Source organism: Burkholderiaceae bacterium DAT-1, assembly GCA_019084025.1.
In the GTDB taxonomy this organism is placed as follows: Bacteria; Pseudomonadota; Gammaproteobacteria; order Burkholderiales; family Chitinimonadaceae; genus DAT-1.
On record JAHRBI010000003.1, the window covers coordinates 415,063 to 433,797 of the forward strand.

Consider the following 18,735-nt stretch of genomic DNA (forward strand, 5'->3'; position numbering starts at 1 on the left):
GCGCGTCCCATTACTCTTCCGCGAATGACCGAGGGCAATATGACCAGCAAGAACAAGCCAATTCTTCTTTCCGCTAGCGTCAGTTTGGCGCTGATGCTTTCTGCCTGTGGTGGCGGAGGTAGTTCCGATTCGTCCACGCCGGTCACCCCGCCGACCCCGCCCGTGCCACCCTCTGGCAATTCTGCGCTGGTACCGACGGATGCCAATGCACAGGCGACGCTGACCGCGCTGGGCGCGACGCTGGTTGATACAACTGCAAATCAGGAAACCTTCTTCGTGGTCGCCGATATCGGCGATACCTGGAAAATCGCCATCAATGCCAGCAATGGTAGCTATCAGATTACCCCGATCAACTCGATGTTCGGTCTGGCGCCTGTCAGCGGTACGCTGGTGCGTTCACTGGCGAATGGCACCATTACCTACACCCTGCAAGGTCAGATTGCGCTGACGTTTGATCAGGCGACTTCATCCCTGTTTGGCACGGTCACGCTGGGTGGCAAGGCTACCTCGGTTGTCGGTACACCCTACCAGTTGGGCAAACCGGCAGGCCTGGCCGGGGTGTATGACTTCCTCGGCGCGGCACGCAACGCTGCCAATGGTCAGGTGCCTGAACTCATGGCTGGACAATTGCGCGTAAACGCGGCGGGTACAGGTGCCACCCTGTGTATTGGCGGCGCTGCCACAGCGGACAATGTCTGTCAGGTAGTGGATAGCGGAACCTTGCCGGAAAAGCACACGCTGACCTTTACCGCCGCCCAGAATGGGGCCTTCTATACCGTGCAGGCCGATGGCAATACCTTCGGTAACCTGACCGTGGTTCTGGGCGACCGTGGGCCTGCACTTGTCATGGATCGCTATGGCAAAAATAACGAAGGCGTGGTGCGGGTGGGAACCTTTATGGCGGCCCCGGCCAAGAAGTTGGCCGGTACCGAACTGAATGGCACCTGGACCTGCGGTGTACAGGGCAATACGCTCGGCACCCTGACGGCGTCTGCCACCAGTGCGGCACTCACACTGTCCAATCAGACGGGCAGCGGATTGCTTAACTTTAATGCCGTGAACAGCAGCAACGGCCAGCTATTGAGTCTGGATGGCTTTGTGAGTCTGGTGGTCGGTGGCAATCAGGCTGGCGCCCAGCTGGTCTTGCCCATGAGCAAGAATCTGATGGTGATGGAAGCGCCGAGCGGTTATGCGCTGGAGACCTGTCGTCGCGCTTGATGCCTCCCGTTGTTCATGAACAAACGCCCGGCATCCACCGGGCGTTTTCCGTATGCCATCAGACCGATTCGAATGCCTAGAATCGTGCTTCCACACTCAGGTTCACCACCCTGCCCTGATGCTGGCGGATCGTCACCGTTTGCACGCCCCCCCATTTCTGCACGATGTTTGATTGTGATACGACATCGTGCTGCAGAAGCTGATCGATGGCCAGTTTCAGGCTGACCGAGCGGCTGGCCTGATAGCTGACATAGACATCGAGCGTATCCTGATGATTGTACAAGGTGGACTGCACGTCGCTGGTGCGCTGGGTGTAGGCGGGCTGCATGTGATAGTTCACGCCTGCTTCGATCCCGAGTGTTGTCCATGCATAATCTGCCCCGATATCCAGTACCGCTGCAGGCTGGCCGGCGAGGCTGTTATAAGGCGATGCAACCGTGCTTAATCGCGAGGTGTAACGGCTGTAATTGAGGTGTGCCGACACGGGCCAGTTGAGCGCGCTCTCGCGACCATGCCAGTTAAGGGACCACTCTGTGCCATAGAAATGTGCATTGCCCGTGTTGAACGGCTTGAGCAACCAGCGGCCGTCTGCCTGCTGCGCCAGTACGGGTTGAATCACATCCTGAATCCGGCGATCAAAGGCATTCACGCCCCAGCTGATACCGGATGTACCTTTGACCTGATAACCCAGTTCGATGCCTGTGGATAATTCCGGCACCAGCAAGGGATTGCCCGTCTGGTCTGGCATGGCGGCCTGGTTGTAGCCCGAGCGGCGGATATTACGACGCAGGTCCTTCATGCGCGGCGCGCGCAAGGTGCGTGCGGCATTAAAGCTGAGTTGCTGCTGTTCCGCTTCATCCAGTGTCCAAACCGCATTCAAGGATGGCAGCCAGATGCTGTCATGGCGGCGATCCTGTCCGGGGACGGGATTCAGGGCCGATTCGTGACGCAGACCGGCACTTAGGTCAAGCGCTTCCAGTGGATGCCAGACGGCGCGTGCATAGGCGGCTGATTGGGTACGGCGCATTTCACTGAATGAGGGCGCGTCATCGCCCGGCGACAGTGAGTCACTTTCCATCTGTTCGCGCTGCCATTCACCCCCCCACTGGCCGCGCCAGCCGGTGCCCAGCGGGATATCCCAGCCTGCATGCAATCGAGACTGACTCAGGTGATCATGATCCAGCGAGCCATCGGGATCGAGTGCCTCGTGATCGGGGGTTTCCGCCAACCACAAAAAGTCGCTCCGGCTGCGCTGCTGGCGCTGTGACAGATCGCTGATGAAGGTACCACCACTTTGCAGTGCATGTTGCCAGCGCAAAGTCAGCATATTTCCCTTGTACAGGTTGGACTGTGCGGTCTGTGCGGACTGGTAAAACGCCGGAAAACTCGCTTCGTGCTGGGTCACGATCTGGCTACCCGGTGCCGTCTGGTGGCCATATTCCATCAGCCATTTGGCGGAGAGCAGATCAGAGCCATCGCGCCATTGCAATGACGGAATCAGGCTAAGCTGATCATCGTGGTTATGTCGCTGCCAGTATTCGCGCTGATACAGGGTGCGTTCGCCCGTCGGAGGGAAGGTTTCCACCGTTTCCAGATCACGGTCTGGCTGTGTTTGCAGCTGCATGCCCGACACCAGCAATTGCCACTGCCAGGCACCTGCTCCGGCGTGATAAAGCAGGCTGGTGCGGCTGCCGGTGTGACCTTTACTGGCCACCAGACCTGCACTCACCTGCAGCCCTGCTTTTGCGCTCTCGCGCAGCACAATGTTCAGCGTACCGGCAATGGCTTCGCCACTTGTGCGTGCGTCGCCGCCGAAAGTCATTTCAATGCGCTCGACCAGATCTACCGGAAACTGGCTGAGCGAAACGCCCTCGCCGAGTGCATTGATTGGCTGTCCATCGATGGTTACTCGCGTATAGCCGTTCCCCATGCCGCGCAGACTGATTTTCGGATCGTCCAGACTGTCGCCGGGGCGTGTGTCCACCGTAACGCCCGGTATGCGCCGCAGCACCGCCATGAGGTCGCCATCGCCGAATTTGGCTAGATCCTCATAGGTGTAGATGCGTGCTGTGCGATCTGAATTGCTTGGAGCCGCAGTCAATTCGATGGGGCTGACGCGTTTGGCGGAGGCGACGTCTTCCGCATATCCGGGTTGCGATAGGAGCAGGGGGAGAAGGAGTGGAATTGGCCAAAGAGAGGTAGACGACAAGTGCGCGTGATTGTGCATAAGTTTGAATGAATACGTCAGTACAAAGGCGGAGGAAGCGAAGATCTTACACGGATCCATGAAAAAGGCCGGATAACCGGCCCTTGGTGTTCATGCGCTTAGTGTGTATTTGCCTGCTTCAGGTGCTTGTCGAGGAAGGCGTCCACGCGTGTCCAGAAGTCGATGCGGTCTTTCTCCAGATGCCAGCCGTGGCCCGCTTCGGGATACACCACCCATTCGACGTTGGCGTTTTGCTTTTTGACTTCATTGTAGAAGCGGGTGCCATGTTCGATGGGGACGCGACGATCAGCTGCGCCGTGCGCCATGAGCAGAGGCTGTTTGAGTTTGTCGGCCAGGTTGATCGGTGAGGTAGCCTTGAGCTGTTCGGCATCGGCGACCGGGTCACCAATGAGCTCTTTCATGGAGTGATTCACTGAGTCAACCGAGGCATCACTCCACGTGGCGGTAAACATCAGATTGATATCGGTTACGCCCAGCCATTCAACCCCGCATCTGAAAAGATCCGGATGTTTGATCAGACCCATCAGCGTGGCATAACCACCATAGCTGGCACCCATGATGGCGATCCGCTTCGGATCAGCAATCCCCTGCTTAATCGCCCATTGCGCTGCATCGGCCAGATCGTCCTGCATGGTCAGGCCCCATTGATGCATGCCTGCAGTGAAGAACTTTGTGCCATAACCGGTAGAGCCTCTGAAATCCGGTTGAATGACGGCATAGCCACGGCTGGCAAGGAATTGAGCGTCGCGATCCCACGCCCAGTGTCCGCCCCGTACATAAGGGCCACCATGAACCAGTACAATGGTGGGCAAGGATTGGCCACTTGTTTGCGCTGGAATCGTCACATAGGCAGGAATGCTCATACCGTCACGCGCCGGATAGCGTACAAAATCGCGCGCACCCATCTGTGCAGGCACAATATTGGGGCGGGAGCTACCAATTCTGACCATCGTATCTTTTTCGCGATTGTAGATCAGGTATTCGGTCGGTTGTTTATCGGATGAAGCCTCAACCACAAATGTTTTTGCGCCACTACAGCGAATGCATTCAATTTCATTGTTTGTATTGGGCAGGATATCGTCAATTCGGGCTTGCACCTTTTTCATGTCTGGATCAATCCAGATGGTATTGTGTGCGTCTGATTCGAACTCGAACCCCAATAAACGATGCGTCGCCGTCTCATGCTTGAGGCTGCCGTTAAAGTTGAAGTCCTTCAGGGTAATGAGAGGCTCATTGCTGAGTGACTGATTGGCAACATCATATTTGAATAAATCTGATATACCATTTTCATTAGGCTTGGTGACATATAAATCACCTTGCTGATCAATGAACTTCGGCTGCATGAGATCGCGCGAAAATTGGGGTACTTCCTGCAGCACCTTCCATTTGCCACCCGCCGTATCGCGATGATACAGCTTGTATATGCCACCATGAACGGATGTGACGACGCGCGGGGTATTGCGGCCATCCAGCAGCCAGTCAGCGGCATGCGGTGGAATCACATCATCGTGCAGATTGCTCAGCTCAAGGGTCGACGTATTTAAACGATATAAGCTAACGGAATCGAACGAATTGTCAACACTGACATATTTAGCCTTACCGATGATGATATCGTTGCTGTTATCGTCCAGGCTCTGATAGAAGAAATAATCCGGTGGCAAAACGCGCTTTTTGAGGTGGGAGCCGGTTGATTCCTGCTCATAATTCCAGTTGCCTTCAATCAGTTGGCGCTGTTCCGATCCATCTGCATTCACCGCAAACAGATTGCCGGTGACATGATTGTGAGCCCCTTTGGAGTCAGATAGCGAAAAAACAAGGCGCTTATTATTCACCCATGAAAAGCTGGAGATATCCGTATCCTTGATCTGGGCAATGACTTTGACATTGTTCGGATTGGCTGCTTCCAGAATGGTTAGGGATAAATTGCCCAAGGGACTCTTGATCAATGCGGCAACTAAATTGCCGTCCGGTGACGGGGTAGCTTGTGCAATGTGCTGGACTGAGAAAAAGTCTTGAGCGGGTGGGTTACCTGCTGCATTGCTTGGCAAATAGGCGGCTAATAAGCTCACGGCTAAGCCGAGAATAGGAAATTTCAAGTTCGACTCCCAATGTTTAATATTTGATTTTATAGATTTACAAAATGATTCGTTGTGTAGTCAACGAAAGGAGTCATTGTGCCCTAGATGGGCGTCGAAGTGTGGTGTAGGAGTGTATGTGGCCGTTTAGACGACGGATGCTGGCGGTTGGGTAGATTGATCCAAGCTTAATCTAAAGAAATGACTGGCCATCGCCTGCCTGTTCGCCTTCAGGTAGCGCAGCAAATCTTCCGGCTTCTGGCGCAACGAAGCGGGACCAAGGTCGATGGGCAATGCAAAGATCGATACATCGCGCTCGACAATTCCCAGCTCCTGGTGCGGCAATGCCTGCACCGTGCTGAGTACCTTGTCGCGGATGGTTTCGTTGGCGGGGGTGTAGGGGGTGAGAATCCAGAAATCGGTGCCGTCGCGAGCGATCAAATCGGTCTTGCGCAGGATATCCTTGAGCGAATCGCCCACCTCACCGAGCTGGCGCACGGCTTCCTTGGCGCCGAAGTGCTTGCCCAGTTCGTCCGCGCTGGCGTAGCTGACCAGCACCAGCCCGAAATACAGATAGCCGGGATAGCGATCCATCACTGCTGCCAGCCACTCAAGCGTGTGCAGGAAGAAATCTCGCGCTTCGATATCGTCCTTGATCATGAATGCTCTGCCAGCTGCGTTGAGTGGATGAAGTCATTTCATACTAGGCAGCAATTGATGTCAGGGCAATCTAAGCGACTGTTTTCATCCAGTTTTGCGTCTGAAAATCCACACGCCCGCCTGTAACTCAGGTGGCAGCACCAGCTTGCCGAGATCGGGGCGGGCTTCCATCTCGAAGGCAGTTTGTGCCAGATATTCGTCCCAGTTACCGGTAATAAAGCGCGATTCGCTGCCGATCACGATGTAGAGCTGCACATGCTGGCTGCGAAATACCTTGCGCTCGAAGGTATTGCCCGATGGTGGCCATGAGCAGATGACCACTTCCGGCTTGAATCGCTGCAAGGCGGTCGGTGCATCCAGTTCACTGACGAATTCCGGATAGCTGACCACGCTCTTCCAGCTGTAGTCATCGCTGGCGGTGATGTTGATGCCCGCGTCCTTGAGAAAGCGCGTCAGCGTGCCATCGCCTGCGGCAATTTCGTGGCAGCTGCGCGTGCCGATCAGGGTGGCGAGTTCCGCGATCAATTCGCGTGAGTAAAAGCACCAGATACCGCGTTTCTCCACCAGCGGCATCAAGAGGCGCTTTTGCCACAGCAGCGGCCAGATCAGACGGAACCATCTCAGCGAGACGGGCTTGCGTTCCAGCGCGCGGCGGAACAGCAGCTTTTGCGCGATCAGGCCATTGATCCAGCCAAACCGTGCTTTGCCGGCATAGACGCCCGTTGCGGAACTGAATGCATACTGGCGCAAGGCCAGCTGGCGCATGCGCTGGCGGATCTGTTCGGTCACAAACGCATCAAACGCCCGGCCTGTGCGTTCGCCGGAGAGAAAACGCGGGTCAGCAACCTTGCGGACATTACTCTTTTCGACCAGCGCCTTGAGTTCTGCCGGATCGCGCCGCGCAAACACGTCGGCCAGCTCGGCGCGAATGAGCGCCCAGTCGTCAGGATAGGCTTCGCACAGCGCGGTCAGTGAGGGACCGCACTGCAACCATTCCCAGCGAGACCGGGCGTCTGTCATGGCTTAGCCGAGCCGGGCAAATACGCGGGCAGCGGCGTCAATCGTTGCCTGGATATCGGCTTCGGTATGTGCGGCTGACACAAAACCCGCCTCATACAGCGCCGGGGCAAAGTACACGCCTTCGTCCAGCATGCCGTGGTAGAAGGCGTTGAATCGCGCCTTGTCGGTCGACATCACATCGCTATAGCGCTTGGGCGGTGTGGCAGTGAAGTAGAGACCGAACATGCCGCCCACCGAGTCGGTGGAGAAGGTTTCGCCTGCTGTCTTGCCTGCGGCGGCCAGACCTTCGGCCAGCGTCCGGGTTTGGGCGGTCAGGGTCTCGAAGAAACCCGGCTCGCGGATCAGATTCAGGGTCGTGATACCGGCAGCGACGGCCACCGGATTGCCCGACAGCGTACCGGCCTGATACACCGGGCCCAGCGGCGCAATCTTGCCCATCACATCGGCGCGACCACCGAATGCGGCCAACGGCATGCCACCGCCCACCACCTTGCCCAGCGTGGTCAGGTCCGGGGTGATGCCATGCAGACCCTGTGCACAACCGAGACCCACGCGGAAGCCGGTCATCACTTCGTCGTAAATCAGCAGCGCGCCATGCTTTTGCGTCAGTTCGCGCATGGCGCGAACAAATTCGATGCTCGGACGCACCAGATTCATATTGCCGCAGTAGGGTTCGACGATGATGGCGGCGATCTGGTCGCCCTGATTCGCGAACACTTCTTCCAGCTGGGCGACGTCGTTATAGGTCAGCACGATGGTGTGTTCGGCGACAGACGCCGGTACGCCTGCGCTCGACGGATTGCCGAAGGTCAGCAAGCCGGAACCGGCTTTCACCAAGAGGCTGTCCGAGTGACCGTGGTAGCAGCCCTCGAACTTGATCAGCTTGTCGCGGCCGGTAAAGCCACGCGCCAGCCGGATTGCGCTCATGGTGGCCTCGGTACCGCTCGACACCAGTCGCACCTGTTCCATCGACGGCAGCATATCGACCAGCAGGTCGGCCAGATCGATTTCGCGCTCGGTTGGCGCGCCAAAACTCATGCCGTCCGCAGCCGCCTTGTACACGGCATCCAGCACGGCCGGATGGGCATGGCCGAGAATCAGCGGACCCCAGCTGCCCACATAGTCGGTGTACTGCTTGCCATCGGCATCCCACACATAGGCGCCCTGCCCTTTGGCGAAAAAGCGCGGGGTACCCCCCACTGCACCAAAGGCACGGACTGGCGAATTCACGCCGCCGGGGATATGGCGCTGGGCGCGCTGGAACAGGGCTTCATTCTTGCTCATGGGATGTCCTTGCTGTAATTCGGTATCGGATGCCGCACGCGCAGTTGCGGCGACAGGTGTTCGGTTGCGGCGATGCGTGCTGGCGGCGGTGCGCTCATGTGCGGGCACGCGCTTGATCAGCGGCGATTCAGCCATGCTGTCCCCAGCTCGGCCATGGATGCTTGCTTAGATAGGCATTGGTGTAGCGCGGATCTTCGGTGACTTCGTGGCCCAGCCAGTCGGGTCTATCATAGGCTTCGTCTTCACTGCCCAGTTCGATTTCGGCCAGCACCAGCCCGGCATTGGCACCATAGAATTCGTCTACTTCCCACAGATGCGGGCCGATCTGGATGCGATGGCGCTTTTTCTCGACCACCATGGGGCACATGGTCGACAGGATGGTGTCGGCATCCGCACGGGGAATCTCGTATTCGAATTCGTGACGGGATACATTGCTGATATTGGATTTCAGCGTCAGCCAGGCCTGATCACCCTTGATGCGAACGCGCACGGTGCGCTCGGGTTCGACAGACAGATAACCCTGCTTCAGCCATTCGCCCTCGGCGCGGCCGCGCCAGGCATCATTTTTCAGGTGGAAGCGTCGTTCGATTTCGTGGGCCATTGAATGTGGTCATCTGGTTGATCCGGCGATCAAAGGTGCCGGAAATGACCGATTCTAGCCCAAATTGAAGGGGTATTGGTAAAGCGACAGGGGTAAAAAGACCAGCCCGTAGAGATAGAGTCTGAATACAGGGAGGAAGTAATCAGGCTCTGTCGGTACGAGCTGGCAAGAGGGTAACTTAATGTTTGAATGAATAATGATGCGCACAATGCGGCATGCAGACGAGTCCGCCACACCGAGGGCAATTTTTCGCACCTAATCTGACCTGGCGAAGCAAAATCCTGGATTGATTTTCGCGCTTGGTGATGGCATGAATATGCGCCCAGATTGGCAAAGCAAGCGAATAAATAAACCAGGGCCAGAATTCATGACCGCGGTGATAAGCAACCATGCCGGCGATGATGGCCAATACAAGATATCCCAGAATAAGGCATGTAATCATTTCATTCCCTTTAAGTTTCTGACTCAGATGTCATTTAAGAAACCTTGAATCTGATTCGTTTGTCATGCACACTGCGCGCCGAAATGGGTCGGGCAACGCCTATCGTTTTGCATGAAGTACATTCAATGTTTATTTCAGTGGCTACCAGATCTCGTGCGACTGCTGTGTGTTGCGGTGAGATGGACGGCATCTTGCAGGAGGTGCCGCGGCACAGCAACGAACGAGCCCTCACCACGACTAACCGTTTCCTAACCATTTCTATGGTATTGATTTAATTGATATATAAGGTCTTATGATGTCTGACGTAATACGCTATCGATATGTGTTTGGCCCAGCTTGTCTGGATGAAATGACTGCAGAACTGTCAGTGAACGGGCTGCTGGTTGATGTGCAGCCGCAGTCGCTCCGCCTGTTGTGCGCACTGCTCTCCCGCCATGGTGAACTGGTGAGCAGGGAAACCCTGGAGCATGAAGTCTGGCAGGGGCGCCTGGTAGGTGAAAATGTACTGGCAGCTGCCATTACCCGTTTGAGAAACGCCCTCGGGCCGAGCCTGACAGGCTTTATTGAATCCATCCCGCGCATGGGGTACCGGCTGACGCTGCCGGTCGAGAAAATTCCGGTTCAGCAGCAAGCCGTTCAGCTTTTGCATCTCTCCGAAAATACTCCTGTTCCGGGTAATGAGCATTTCACACTATTAAGAAAATTATCAAGCAGCCATATGAGTGAAGTGTGGCTGGCCCAGCATCGCAGCTCGCGATTAAACCGGGTATTCAAATTTGCATTTGATCCTATTCAGATTGCTGCATTAAAGCGTGAAGTCACGTTATCGCGTTTATTAAAGCAAAGTACCAATGAGCCGCAGCGTTTTCTGGATGTCATTGACTGGCGATTTGATGAGCAACTGAATTACATTCAGTTCGAATGGGGTGGTGTATCGCTGGATCAATGGCTGAATTCGGATCACTGCCTGGATACGTTGTCCGAAGCGGATCGACTGACATTGCTATCCGATATTGTGGCAGCCGTCGCCGAAGCACATGCGGTTGGTGTTGTACACAGAGACGTGAAGCCAGGCAATATTCTGGTGCTTGAGGAAAACGGTGAACGGATTGTCCGTCTGTGTGATTTCGGATCCGGGCGTGCGCTGGATACGGATATCTTTGCAGCGCTTGATCTGACGATTGTCGCTGGCGGACAGACGCAGGATTTCATGACGGATACCCAATCCGGTTCGATGTTCTACCTTGCGCCTGAATGCCTGCAGGGCGTGCCTGCCAGTGAGCGCAGTGATGTGTATGCGCTGGGCGTGCTCATGTATCAGATGTTGTCCGGGCGACTAGGGCAGCCGCTGGTGACGGGCTGGGAGCGGGATATTGAAGATGCCATCCTGCGGCAGGATATTGCCGATTGTACGGATGGCGATGTTGCTCGTCGTCTGGATCATGCCGGTAGTGTGCTGCGTCGCCTGCGTTCGGTCGAGACCCGGCGGACGGAACAGTCCGAGCGGATTGCCGCACAGACTGCACATGCCGAGGCGCGCGAAGTAATACGCCGGCAGCGTGCACGTAGGCCGTGGAAAATTGCCTCGCTGGTGATCCTGCTAGCCGGGCTGACCGCGAGCGGGGTGGCGTACTACCGGCTCGCAAAGAGTCAGGCGGCGCTGGAGCGCGAGTCGTCAAATTTCAAGGCGCTGAACACTTTCTGGTCGATTGATTTTCTGGATGCGGCCAACCCGGGAACCGCTGGCCGCTACAAAGTGACTGTCGAGGAGGCACTGGGAAAGGCTGCCGAAAATCTCGACAAACCGGAGCGTGGCTATAGTCCGGAAATCCGCTTTCTGATGCATGAAAGTCTTGCGTATGCATTCAGCGATATCGATCTGCTCGACAAAGCAGCAGCACAGGGTGAAAAAGCGTTGGCGCTGAGTCGTTCGTTGGCTAATCGAGATCTCGAGCATGAGCGCCGCATCGAGATGGCGATGGTAGGCTATTTGGTGAATTTGTCACGTATTCAGGAAGCCAGTCAGCGGCTCGACCAGATGAATGCCGGAGGTGATATCGAGAAGTGGCCAGTCACGGAATCATCTCGGTATTGGGTCTTCCGAGCCCAGCTTGCCGAACGTGAGGCGCGTTGGAGTGTGGCCAAGACCGCGTATCAACGCGCCTTGCCGTTGTTGGAAAAAATTGATGACCTGAATGCTATCTCCAGAGACAGCAATATCTGGTTGGTGCGTTCTTCGATTGCCGAAACCACGAAGCTCGAAGGCGATGTGGACAGTGCTGCGCAGCAATACAAAACGTTGTTGAGCGAGTACGCGCAAAAGCGTGGCAAGAAGTATCTGACCTACTGTAACTTGAAGGTTGTGTATGCTGGAACGCTGCGCGAACAGAATAAGTTTGAGCAGGCGATTCGTGAAATCGAAGAAGCGCTGACCTGTTTGAAGGATGTTCAGGCGGCCGGGTCGGTTTGGGAGGCTCAAGCGCGACGTTCGCTGGGTGAAACTTACTATCTGGCAGACAAATTTACTGAGGCAACTGCCCAGCTGCGTGTGGCTGCCGAAATTTTTGGTCGTATGGTGGGGCCGCTTGCGGATGAAACCATCAATGCCGAGGTGACGCTGGCGCGCTCAATTGGTTTTATGGGTGATGTAGCAGGTGCGGCGCATCGCTTGCAGTCATTACTGGCTCTTGCCGCAAAATCTGGTGAAGAAGGCCTGCCGCGTTTACGGTATTTGCGGTTCTATGCGATTGACCTAGCATTGCGTGCTAATCAGGTCGCGGATCAAGCAAAACATCTACAGCATCTGGATATTGAAGAATTAAACCGCTTTGAAGTGGATCCCGCTTGGGAAGCACGTCTGCAGATGACATGGGGCCGTTACTGGTTGCTCAAGCATGACAGCAGAGCCCGCGCAACACTTGAGCGCGCCCTCTCACTCTATCAGAAGCAAGATCCTGACAACAAAACCGCACATGAGGAAATCAGGGTGCTGCTCGCCAAGGCAGCGCACTGATCTATCAGCCCTCGCCGTTTAGGCGGGGGCAAGTCGATTTGCCAGTGCAGCGATTTCGGGGCGCAAAGTTTTGAAGTAAACCGAATCGCCTCCATCCACAAACGATTGGCAGGCCATGATATGCCCGGCCGGGTTATACAGGCTGAATGCAGAATCGCAGCTCGACTCTTTGGGAAACGCGCCAGTCGCGGCTGCTCGGGCGTAATACGTCTGCATGATGTTCAACGTGTCATTGCGCTGCAAGGCTTGCTTGCTGAGCCAGTGATCGAATCGGGCACAGGCTGAGCCGGAATCGCAATCATCGTCAGTTTGCGGTGGAGCCTTGCGTACGCTGTCTAGCATGCTTGCGACAAAGCGGAATTCACCCTGCAGCATATGCGTCCAGGTGACGGTATCGGGTTGTGCCTGCCACTCGGTGAGTGTTGGCATCAGCATGGTGCGCACGTGTGGGCCCAGTGCTGGCTGCTCATCCAGCAGTGCATTGATGAATTTGATATGCCGTTTCAGATTGGCCTGCATGATGACTTCCGCCATCACACTGTCGGGTGCAAGCGAGGCGCGCATCCAGAAGCGCTGGCTGTTCAGGACATGATCCAGTCCGCTCAAGTCCTTCGCTTTCAGTTTGAATAGCGCATCGGCCATGTTTAGTGAAACGAGGCCATTGACAAGGCTAAAGCTCATTAAGCCCATATTGCCCGTGTACACCGAGTCTCGCGTCGCGACAACACGACGATATCGATCAAGTAATTCAGCATTGGCGGCCATGCTGGCATTCAATGTATCGTTGTGCGCGCGGATATCATCGAGGCAGTTTGCAGTTTTGGATTTGCAAACCTGATCGACCTCTGACAGCGGGATGGTTTGACCTTCGGCCTTCAAAATGGCATCAAACCGTGCATCCCGTTCTAGTGGTGGGAGTGCCATCAGTTTTGCCGCAATGCGATCGCCTGTTGCCTGCAACTCATTGGTTTTCAAGGTGAGCGCATAAAATGCATTGAAACCATTGCTGGCGGGTGCGGCGGGGGGCGTGAGCCAGGCCTGTGAGTCAGGAGTGAGCGGCTGATCGTGGCGGTTCACCCACTTGAAGGTGGCCCACAACAGTGCAAGCATCCCAATGATGGTGAGCACGATCCGCACAAGCAACCGCAATGCTCGCGTGAACCGGGGCTCTTCTGGCGGTATCGGGCTGCTTAACACTGAGTCAGACATGGGTTTCCTCCCCCTCGTTTTTTAGCCGGCCCTGTTGTTTTGATTAAAACGGTTTTACAACGACCAGTATCACAATTGCGAACATCAGCAATGTCGGGATTTCGTTGAACCAGCGGTACCACACGTGCGAGCGGGTGTTTTCATCGCGGGCAAACTCACGAACGAATTTTCCGCACCACATCTGGTAGGCAAGCAACAGCATGACCAAAGAAGTCTTTGCATGCAGCCACCCCCCCGTAAAATGCCAGCCGATCATGAGCCAGAGGCCAAACCCCATCGCCAAGAGACCCAAACCAAAGGTAAACCGGTATAGCTTGCGCTCCATCAGTTTCAGCCGCTCGCGGGTAGCCTGATCCTCTGCCGTGGCATGATTTACAAACAGGCGAGGCAGATAGAACAGACCCGCCATCCAGCTGATCACGAAAATGATATGAAATGCTTTTACCCACAGCATGGGGAACTCCCTCTTATGATGCGCACGCTGTTTCGCGTGGGTCATCTGTCAGTTTTATCAGGTGGCGTGAAGCAGGCGGAAAAAAGGCGCGTCGTGCGCGCCTGACTGCCGATGATTAGATTTCGGTCATCTCGAAGTCTTCCTTACGCGCCCCGCAATCCGGGCAGGTCCAGTTCATGGGAACGTCTTCCCATTTGGTTCCGGGGGGGATGCCGTCCTCTGGACGACCAAGGGCCTCGTCGTAGACAAAGGCACAAATCAGGCACATGTATTTCTTCATGGTGAGACCAGCTAGCGTGGGATGAGTTAAAATTTTAACCCAATCACGGCAAACCGCCTTAGTATTCGCCTCATGAATTCAGTTCCTCCCATAGTGCTGGTGTTTGCCGGCAATGATCCTTCCGGTGGTGCCGGACTGTCCGCCGATATTCTGACCCTCAGTGTGCTGGGCTGCCATGCCCTGCCAGTGGTGACTGCTATTACCGTGCAGGATACGGCGGGCATGGCAGAGTTTACGGCGGTGGATGCCGATCTGGTGGCCGATCAGGCGCGGCTGGTGCTCGAAGATATGCCGGTAGCCGCGATCAAGGTCGGGGTGATCGGTAGCGTCGAGACGCTGACCGTCATTGCCGAGATTGCTGCAGATTATCCCGATGTGCCGGTGATCATTGATCCGGTATTGGCGACTGGCGGTGGTGATGAATTTGCAACGGATGACCTCATCGGCGCGATGCGCGAACTGTTGCTGCCGCACACCACTGTGCTGACACCCAATAGTATTGAGGCGCGCCGCCTGTCCAGCGATGATCCGGACGAGCATGAGTCTCTGACGATTGATGAATGCGCCCTGCGCCTGCGTCAGCTGGGGCCGGAATATGTACTAGTCACCGGTACCCATGAAAACACCCAGCAGGTGAGCAATGCGCTGTTCAATCGCAGCGGTCGCGTTCGCGTAGATCACTGGGATCGGTTACCTCATAGCTATCACGGTTCTGGCTGCACGCTGGCATCGGCGATTGCCGCCTATATTGCTCACGGCTATCCGATTTCCGATGCAGTGCATGAGGCGCAGGTCTTTACCTATCGCACGCTGGAAACAGGCTTCCGTCCGGGCATGGGGCAACATATTCCTGACCGCGTGTTTTTTGTGCGCGCGGCACAGGAGGCAGCCGCAGAAGAAGCGCTCGCAGCCGAAAGCGATGATCGCAATGATATCGCTCAGGATGACTGAACGCAGCATTCGCCCCCGTTTACGACCGGGGCTGTATGCCATCACACCGGACTGGACAGATACGGTGCGTCTGCTTGCGGCTGTGGAAATCGTGCTGGCCAATGGTGCATCTGTTTTGCAGTATCGCAATAAGGCTGCGGATGCAGACTTGAGGATGCTTCAGGCATCTGCCTTGCGAGCGGTGTGCTATCGGTTCAACTGTCCGTTGATCATCAATGATCATGTGGATCTCGCGCTGGCAGTCGATGCCGATGGCGTGCATCTGGGGGGCGACGATGGCGATCTGGCGGCTGCACGGGCGGTGATCGGGCCGTATCGTTTACTGGGCGCGTCCTGTTACAACGACTTGTGGATTGCTGCGTCCGCGCTGGCAGCGGGTGCCGACCATATCGCGTTCGGTGCCATTTTCCCTTCTGCTACCAAACCTCAGGCGCGCGCAGCTTCGCTCGACATTCTGGCTCATGCGCGCAAGCAATTTGCTTGTCCGATTGTAGGGATTGGTGGAATACAGCCCGAGAACTCAGCGAAGGTTCGGGCGGCTGGGGCTGATCTGGTAGCCGTGATTTCGGCCTTGTTCGAAGCAAAGGATCTGGCTGCAACAACTTGCGCATTTGCCGCGTAGACGGCGTGTTCTTCGGACTGTCAGGCTAAATCGCCATAGTACTTGTCGTGTTTCTGTAGTCCGCTTGTTACAAATCCGCCACATTTACCAAGCAATCGCTCGTTATTCGTCGCACTGTCATACAGATTTCTTCTAGTGCTGGGATAGTAGGCTTCCCTATCCCCAAGATGACCCGCGTTCATTAAAAGCGGCGCATCAAGAGACAAGATGACATGAATATGCCTATCCAACTGCGTACTCTGGCGCTGTCATGCGCTACAGCCATGGCCTTGATGGCCTGTTCCGGCTCCTCGGGCGATGCACCGAGTGGCTCCATTGTGATCTCCGGTATTGCGTCGAGCGGCATGCCTGTTGCGGGGACATCGGTTATTGTCACCGATGCCAATGGCACCAGCAGCAAGCCTGTGATAACGGATGCGACAGGCGCATTCAAGGTGGATGTGTCGGGCATGCAGGCACCGTTTGTGCTGACGGCGGCCTTTACTGAAGTGGACGGTCATCCCGGCACGCTGTCGTCGGTGGTAAATGGCAGTGGTCAGCTGCACGCCAATCTGAATCCGCTGACTTCTCTGATTACCCAGCGTGTGGTGGGCAAGGCCATTACTGGTGCAGTGTCGGCCAATGGCATCACCGATACAGCCATTGCCAGCGCAACCAGCGCGGTGATGACGCCGCTGCAGCCTTTGTTGACCGGTCTGAATGTGCCGGCAGCACAAGGGAATCCGATCAGCGCCTCCATGGTGGCGAATCCATCCGCGGATGCACTGGATAATCTGATCGATGTGTCGCGCATCAACGTGGCTGCCGGTACGCTGGTGGTGGGGATGGATGCAGATCGCGTCGTGGTGAAGGTGCCAGCTGCCGGTGCGGTGGATAATCCCTCGGTGATTACGCCTGCTGCCGTGAAGTCTGTCCAGACCATGCTGGCGGGTGGCACCTCGACCCCGATCACCAATGTGATTGTGATTGTCGGCGAAAATCAAACGTTTGACGGCCTATTTGGTACTTATCAGCCGGGTACGGGTCAGACTGTCAATAATCTGCTGTCGCAGGGTATTGTGAATGCAGATGGCTCGCCAGGCGCAAACTATGCATTGGCTGCCCAGAATCAGGGTGTACCCGCTTCGGCCTATACTATCAATCCGCGTCGCGGCTCTGTGTACGCAACGCTGCCGCAGCCGCTGCAGATTGGGATTGTGCAGCCGTGCACGCAGGTATTGTGTACCGCAGGTGGCGTGGCCGACCCACGCTTCCCGACCTCCATGCAGGCAGGTCCCTTCCCGATCAGCAAGTATGTGCCGTATGTGTCGGGCTCCCCATTTGCCTCCGAAACCGGCGATCCGGTGCACCGCTTCTTCCAGATGTGGCAGCAGACAGGTGGTGACAATGCCAAGCTGGACATGTTCGTCTGGCCTGCGGTGACGGTCGGTCAGGGCGGGGATACAGTCGGCATTACCGCGTCCAATCCGGGTCAGGGTGGCGAGCTGATGGGCTTTGTGAATATGGCCGGTGGCGATGCTGCTTTCTTCAAGTCGCTGGCTCAGCAATACGCCATCAGCGACAACCATCACCAGTGGGTGATGGGGGGGACCGGCATGAACTTCTTCTCGATCGCGACAGGTGATCTGCCGTACTACAACGAGAATGGCGTAGTGGCGAAGCCGCCGGAAAATCAGATCGAAAATCCTGATCCGGTACCGGGTACCCAGAACTTCTACAAGCGCGATGGTTACTCGGGTGGTTCGTATGTGAAATGCGCCGACGCCAGCCAGCCGGGTGTGGGTGAAATCCAGAAGCACGTGTTCATGAAGGGCAATCCGTCTAACTGTGAACCTGACAAGTACTATCTGGTGAACAACTACAATCCGGGTTACGACATGGCCGGAAATCTGCAGCCGATTGGCCCGAACAACTACAACTATCCGCCGCAAACCGTGCCGACCATTGCCGAAGCACTGGCCGCCAAGGGTATCAGCTGGAAGTGGTACACGGGCGCTCGTGATGCCGCTGATGTGTCGGATGATGCTGCGGCCTTCGGTGTGCCGGTGGCTGTTGCTCAGGCTGCACAGTACAACAATCTGGGCGATCCGCTGACCGCGTCAAAGAACGTCATGACCAATCCGGCCCTGAAGGCCAATCTGGCCGGTCTGACTACCCTGTCTAATGATATCGCCAAGGGGACGCTGCCAGCAGTGTCCTACGTCGTGCCGAAGAATCTGAACAGTGGTCATCCGGGCTATTCAATTGTGGCTGCATACGAGCAGTTTGTCGGTGGCATCCTGAAACAGCTTCAGGCCAATCCCAAGCTGGCCGCACATACGGCTGTGCTGATCACCACGGATGAAGGCGGTGGCCATTTTGATAGCGGCTATATCCAGAACATCGATTTCTTCGGCGATGGTCCGCGCATTCCAATGATTGTGGTGTCGCAATATGCCCGCAAGGGTCATGTGGACCACGTCTACCACGATCATTCTTCTGTGCTGAAGTTTATCGAGCGCAACTGGCGTCTGCCGCCGCTGTCACCGCGCAGCCGCGACAATCTGCCAAACCCGGTGGCGTTGCCGACAAATCTGTATCGCCCGGTGAATCGCGCCATTGGCGATCTGACCACAATGTTTGCATTCTGATGTAATGGATTGAGTGGTACACGGCCTCGGTGCAGGATTGCGCCGGGGC

15 protein-coding genes are annotated in these 18,735 nt (G+C 56.1%); 5 read left to right on the forward strand and 10 right to left on the reverse strand.

Going from position 1 to position 18,735, the window contains the following annotated elements:
• Positions 1–39 precede the first annotated feature (39 nt).
• Complete coding sequence (locus KSF73_07865) at positions 40–1,218, forward strand: hypothetical protein (GenBank protein MBV1775632.1); 1,179 nt, start codon at positions 40–42, stop codon at positions 1,216–1,218.
• A gap of 76 nt (positions 1,219–1,294) precedes the next feature.
• Here KSF73_07865 and KSF73_07870 read toward each other — a convergent pair whose 3' ends face one another.
• The 7 genes from KSF73_07870 to KSF73_07900 form a co-directional block, all read right to left on the reverse strand.
• Positions 1,295–3,319: a TonB-dependent receptor gene (locus KSF73_07870; protein MBV1775633.1), complete on the reverse strand. Its 2,025-nt coding sequence runs from the start codon at positions 3,317–3,319 to the stop codon at positions 1,295–1,297.
• 224 nt (positions 3,320–3,543) lie between these two features.
• Positions 3,544–5,541 (reverse strand): S9 family peptidase, encoded by a 1,998-nt coding sequence (locus KSF73_07875; GenBank protein ID MBV1775634.1) that lies wholly within the window; start codon positions 5,539–5,541, stop codon positions 3,544–3,546.
• A gap of 126 nt (positions 5,542–5,667) precedes the next feature.
• Positions 5,668–6,180: a GGDEF domain-containing protein gene (locus KSF73_07880; protein MBV1775635.1), complete on the reverse strand. Its 513-nt coding sequence runs from the start codon at positions 6,178–6,180 to the stop codon at positions 5,668–5,670.
• A gap of 84 nt (positions 6,181–6,264) precedes the next feature.
• Positions 6,265–7,200 (reverse strand): hypothetical protein, encoded by a 936-nt coding sequence (locus KSF73_07885; protein ID MBV1775636.1) that lies wholly within the window; start codon positions 7,198–7,200, stop codon positions 6,265–6,267.
• Between the two features lie 3 nt (positions 7,201–7,203).
• Positions 7,204–8,619, reverse strand: coding sequence for a glutamate-1-semialdehyde 2,1-aminomutase (hemL, locus tag KSF73_07890; GenBank protein MBV1775637.1), 1,416 nt, complete (start codon positions 8,617–8,619; stop codon positions 7,204–7,206).
• Complete coding sequence (locus tag KSF73_07895; protein MBV1775638.1) at positions 8,612–9,085, reverse strand: CYTH domain-containing protein; 474 nt, start codon at positions 9,083–9,085, stop codon at positions 8,612–8,614. The genes hemL and KSF73_07895 overlap by 8 nt, the downstream gene beginning before the upstream one ends.
• A gap of 178 nt (positions 9,086–9,263) precedes the next feature.
• Positions 9,264–9,494, reverse strand: coding sequence for a hypothetical protein (locus tag KSF73_07900; protein ID MBV1775639.1), 231 nt, complete (start codon positions 9,492–9,494; stop codon positions 9,264–9,266).
• A 328-nt stretch (positions 9,495–9,822) separates the two neighbouring features.
• On the opposite strand from KSF73_07900, the gene KSF73_07905 reads away from it, so the two are divergent.
• The gene (locus KSF73_07905) at positions 9,823–12,540 is read left to right on the forward strand and encodes a winged helix-turn-helix domain-containing protein (protein MBV1775640.1); all 2,718 of its coding nucleotides are present in this window, start codon (positions 9,823–9,825) and stop codon (positions 12,538–12,540) included.
• An 18-nt stretch (positions 12,541–12,558) separates the two neighbouring features.
• Here the strand turns inward: KSF73_07905 and KSF73_07910 are convergent, their stop codons facing one another.
• The 3 genes from KSF73_07910 to KSF73_07920 all read right to left on the reverse strand — a co-directional run bounded on the left by KSF73_07910 (position 12,559) and on the right by KSF73_07920 (position 14,483).
• A complete protein-coding gene (locus KSF73_07910) occupies positions 12,559–13,749 on the reverse strand; it encodes a hypothetical protein (GenBank protein MBV1775641.1) in 1,191 nt (396 codons plus the stop codon).
• Between the two features lie 43 nt (positions 13,750–13,792).
• Positions 13,793–14,203 (reverse strand): protoporphyrinogen oxidase HemJ, encoded by a 411-nt coding sequence (gene hemJ / locus KSF73_07915; GenBank protein ID MBV1775642.1) that lies wholly within the window; start codon positions 14,201–14,203, stop codon positions 13,793–13,795.
• A gap of 115 nt (positions 14,204–14,318) precedes the next feature.
• Positions 14,319–14,483 (reverse strand): rubredoxin, encoded by a 165-nt coding sequence (locus tag KSF73_07920; GenBank protein ID MBV1775643.1) that lies wholly within the window; start codon positions 14,481–14,483, stop codon positions 14,319–14,321.
• 72 nt (positions 14,484–14,555) lie between these two features.
• On the opposite strand from KSF73_07920, the gene KSF73_07925 reads away from it, so the two are divergent.
• The 3 genes from KSF73_07925 to KSF73_07935 all read left to right on the forward strand — a co-directional run bounded on the left by KSF73_07925 (position 14,556) and on the right by KSF73_07935 (position 18,686).
• Positions 14,556–15,434 carry a hydroxymethylpyrimidine/phosphomethylpyrimidine kinase gene (locus tag KSF73_07925; protein ID MBV1775644.1) on the forward strand — a complete coding sequence of 293 codons (879 nt, stop codon included), beginning with the start codon at positions 14,556–14,558 and terminating at the stop codon, positions 15,432–15,434.
• Positions 15,427–16,056, forward strand: coding sequence for a thiamine phosphate synthase (gene thiE / locus KSF73_07930; GenBank protein ID MBV1775645.1), 630 nt, complete (start codon positions 15,427–15,429; stop codon positions 16,054–16,056). The genes KSF73_07925 and thiE overlap by 8 nt, the downstream gene beginning before the upstream one ends.
• 263 nt (positions 16,057–16,319) lie before the next feature.
• A complete protein-coding gene (locus KSF73_07935; GenBank protein ID MBV1775646.1) occupies positions 16,320–18,686 on the forward strand; it encodes a hypothetical protein in 2,367 nt (788 codons plus the stop codon).
• Positions 18,687–18,735 lie beyond the last annotated feature (49 nt).

Coding starts and splice junctions, on each gene's coding strand:
- KSF73_07865 (MBV1775632.1), top strand. CDS start 40: ATGACCAGCAAGAACAAGCCAATTCTTCTTTCCGCTAGCGTCAGTTTG.
- KSF73_07880 (MBV1775635.1), bottom strand. CDS start 6,180: ATGATCAAGGACGATATCGAAGCGCGAGATTTCTTCCTGCACACGCTT.
- KSF73_07885 (MBV1775636.1), bottom strand. CDS start 7,200: ATGACAGACGCCCGGTCTCGCTGGGAATGGTTGCAGTGCGGTCCCTCA.
- hemL (MBV1775637.1), bottom strand. CDS start 8,619: ATGGCTGAATCGCCGCTGATCAAGCGCGTGCCCGCACATGAGCGCACC.
- KSF73_07895 (MBV1775638.1), bottom strand. CDS start 9,085: ATGGCCCACGAAATCGAACGACGCTTCCACCTGAAAAATGATGCCTGG.
- KSF73_07905 (MBV1775640.1), top strand. CDS start 9,823: ATGTCTGACGTAATACGCTATCGATATGTGTTTGGCCCAGCTTGTCTG.
- KSF73_07910 (MBV1775641.1), bottom strand. CDS start 13,749: ATGTCTGACTCAGTGTTAAGCAGCCCGATACCGCCAGAAGAGCCCCGG.
- hemJ (MBV1775642.1), bottom strand. CDS start 14,203: ATGCTGTGGGTAAAAGCATTTCATATCATTTTCGTGATCAGCTGGATG.
- KSF73_07920 (MBV1775643.1), bottom strand. CDS start 14,483: ATGAAGAAATACATGTGCCTGATTTGTGCCTTTGTCTACGACGAGGCC.
- KSF73_07925 (MBV1775644.1), top strand. CDS start 14,556: ATGAATTCAGTTCCTCCCATAGTGCTGGTGTTTGCCGGCAATGATCCT.
- thiE (MBV1775645.1), top strand. CDS start 15,427: ATGACTGAACGCAGCATTCGCCCCCGTTTACGACCGGGGCTGTATGCC.
- KSF73_07935 (MBV1775646.1), top strand. CDS start 16,320: ATGGCCTTGATGGCCTGTTCCGGCTCCTCGGGCGATGCACCGAGTGGC.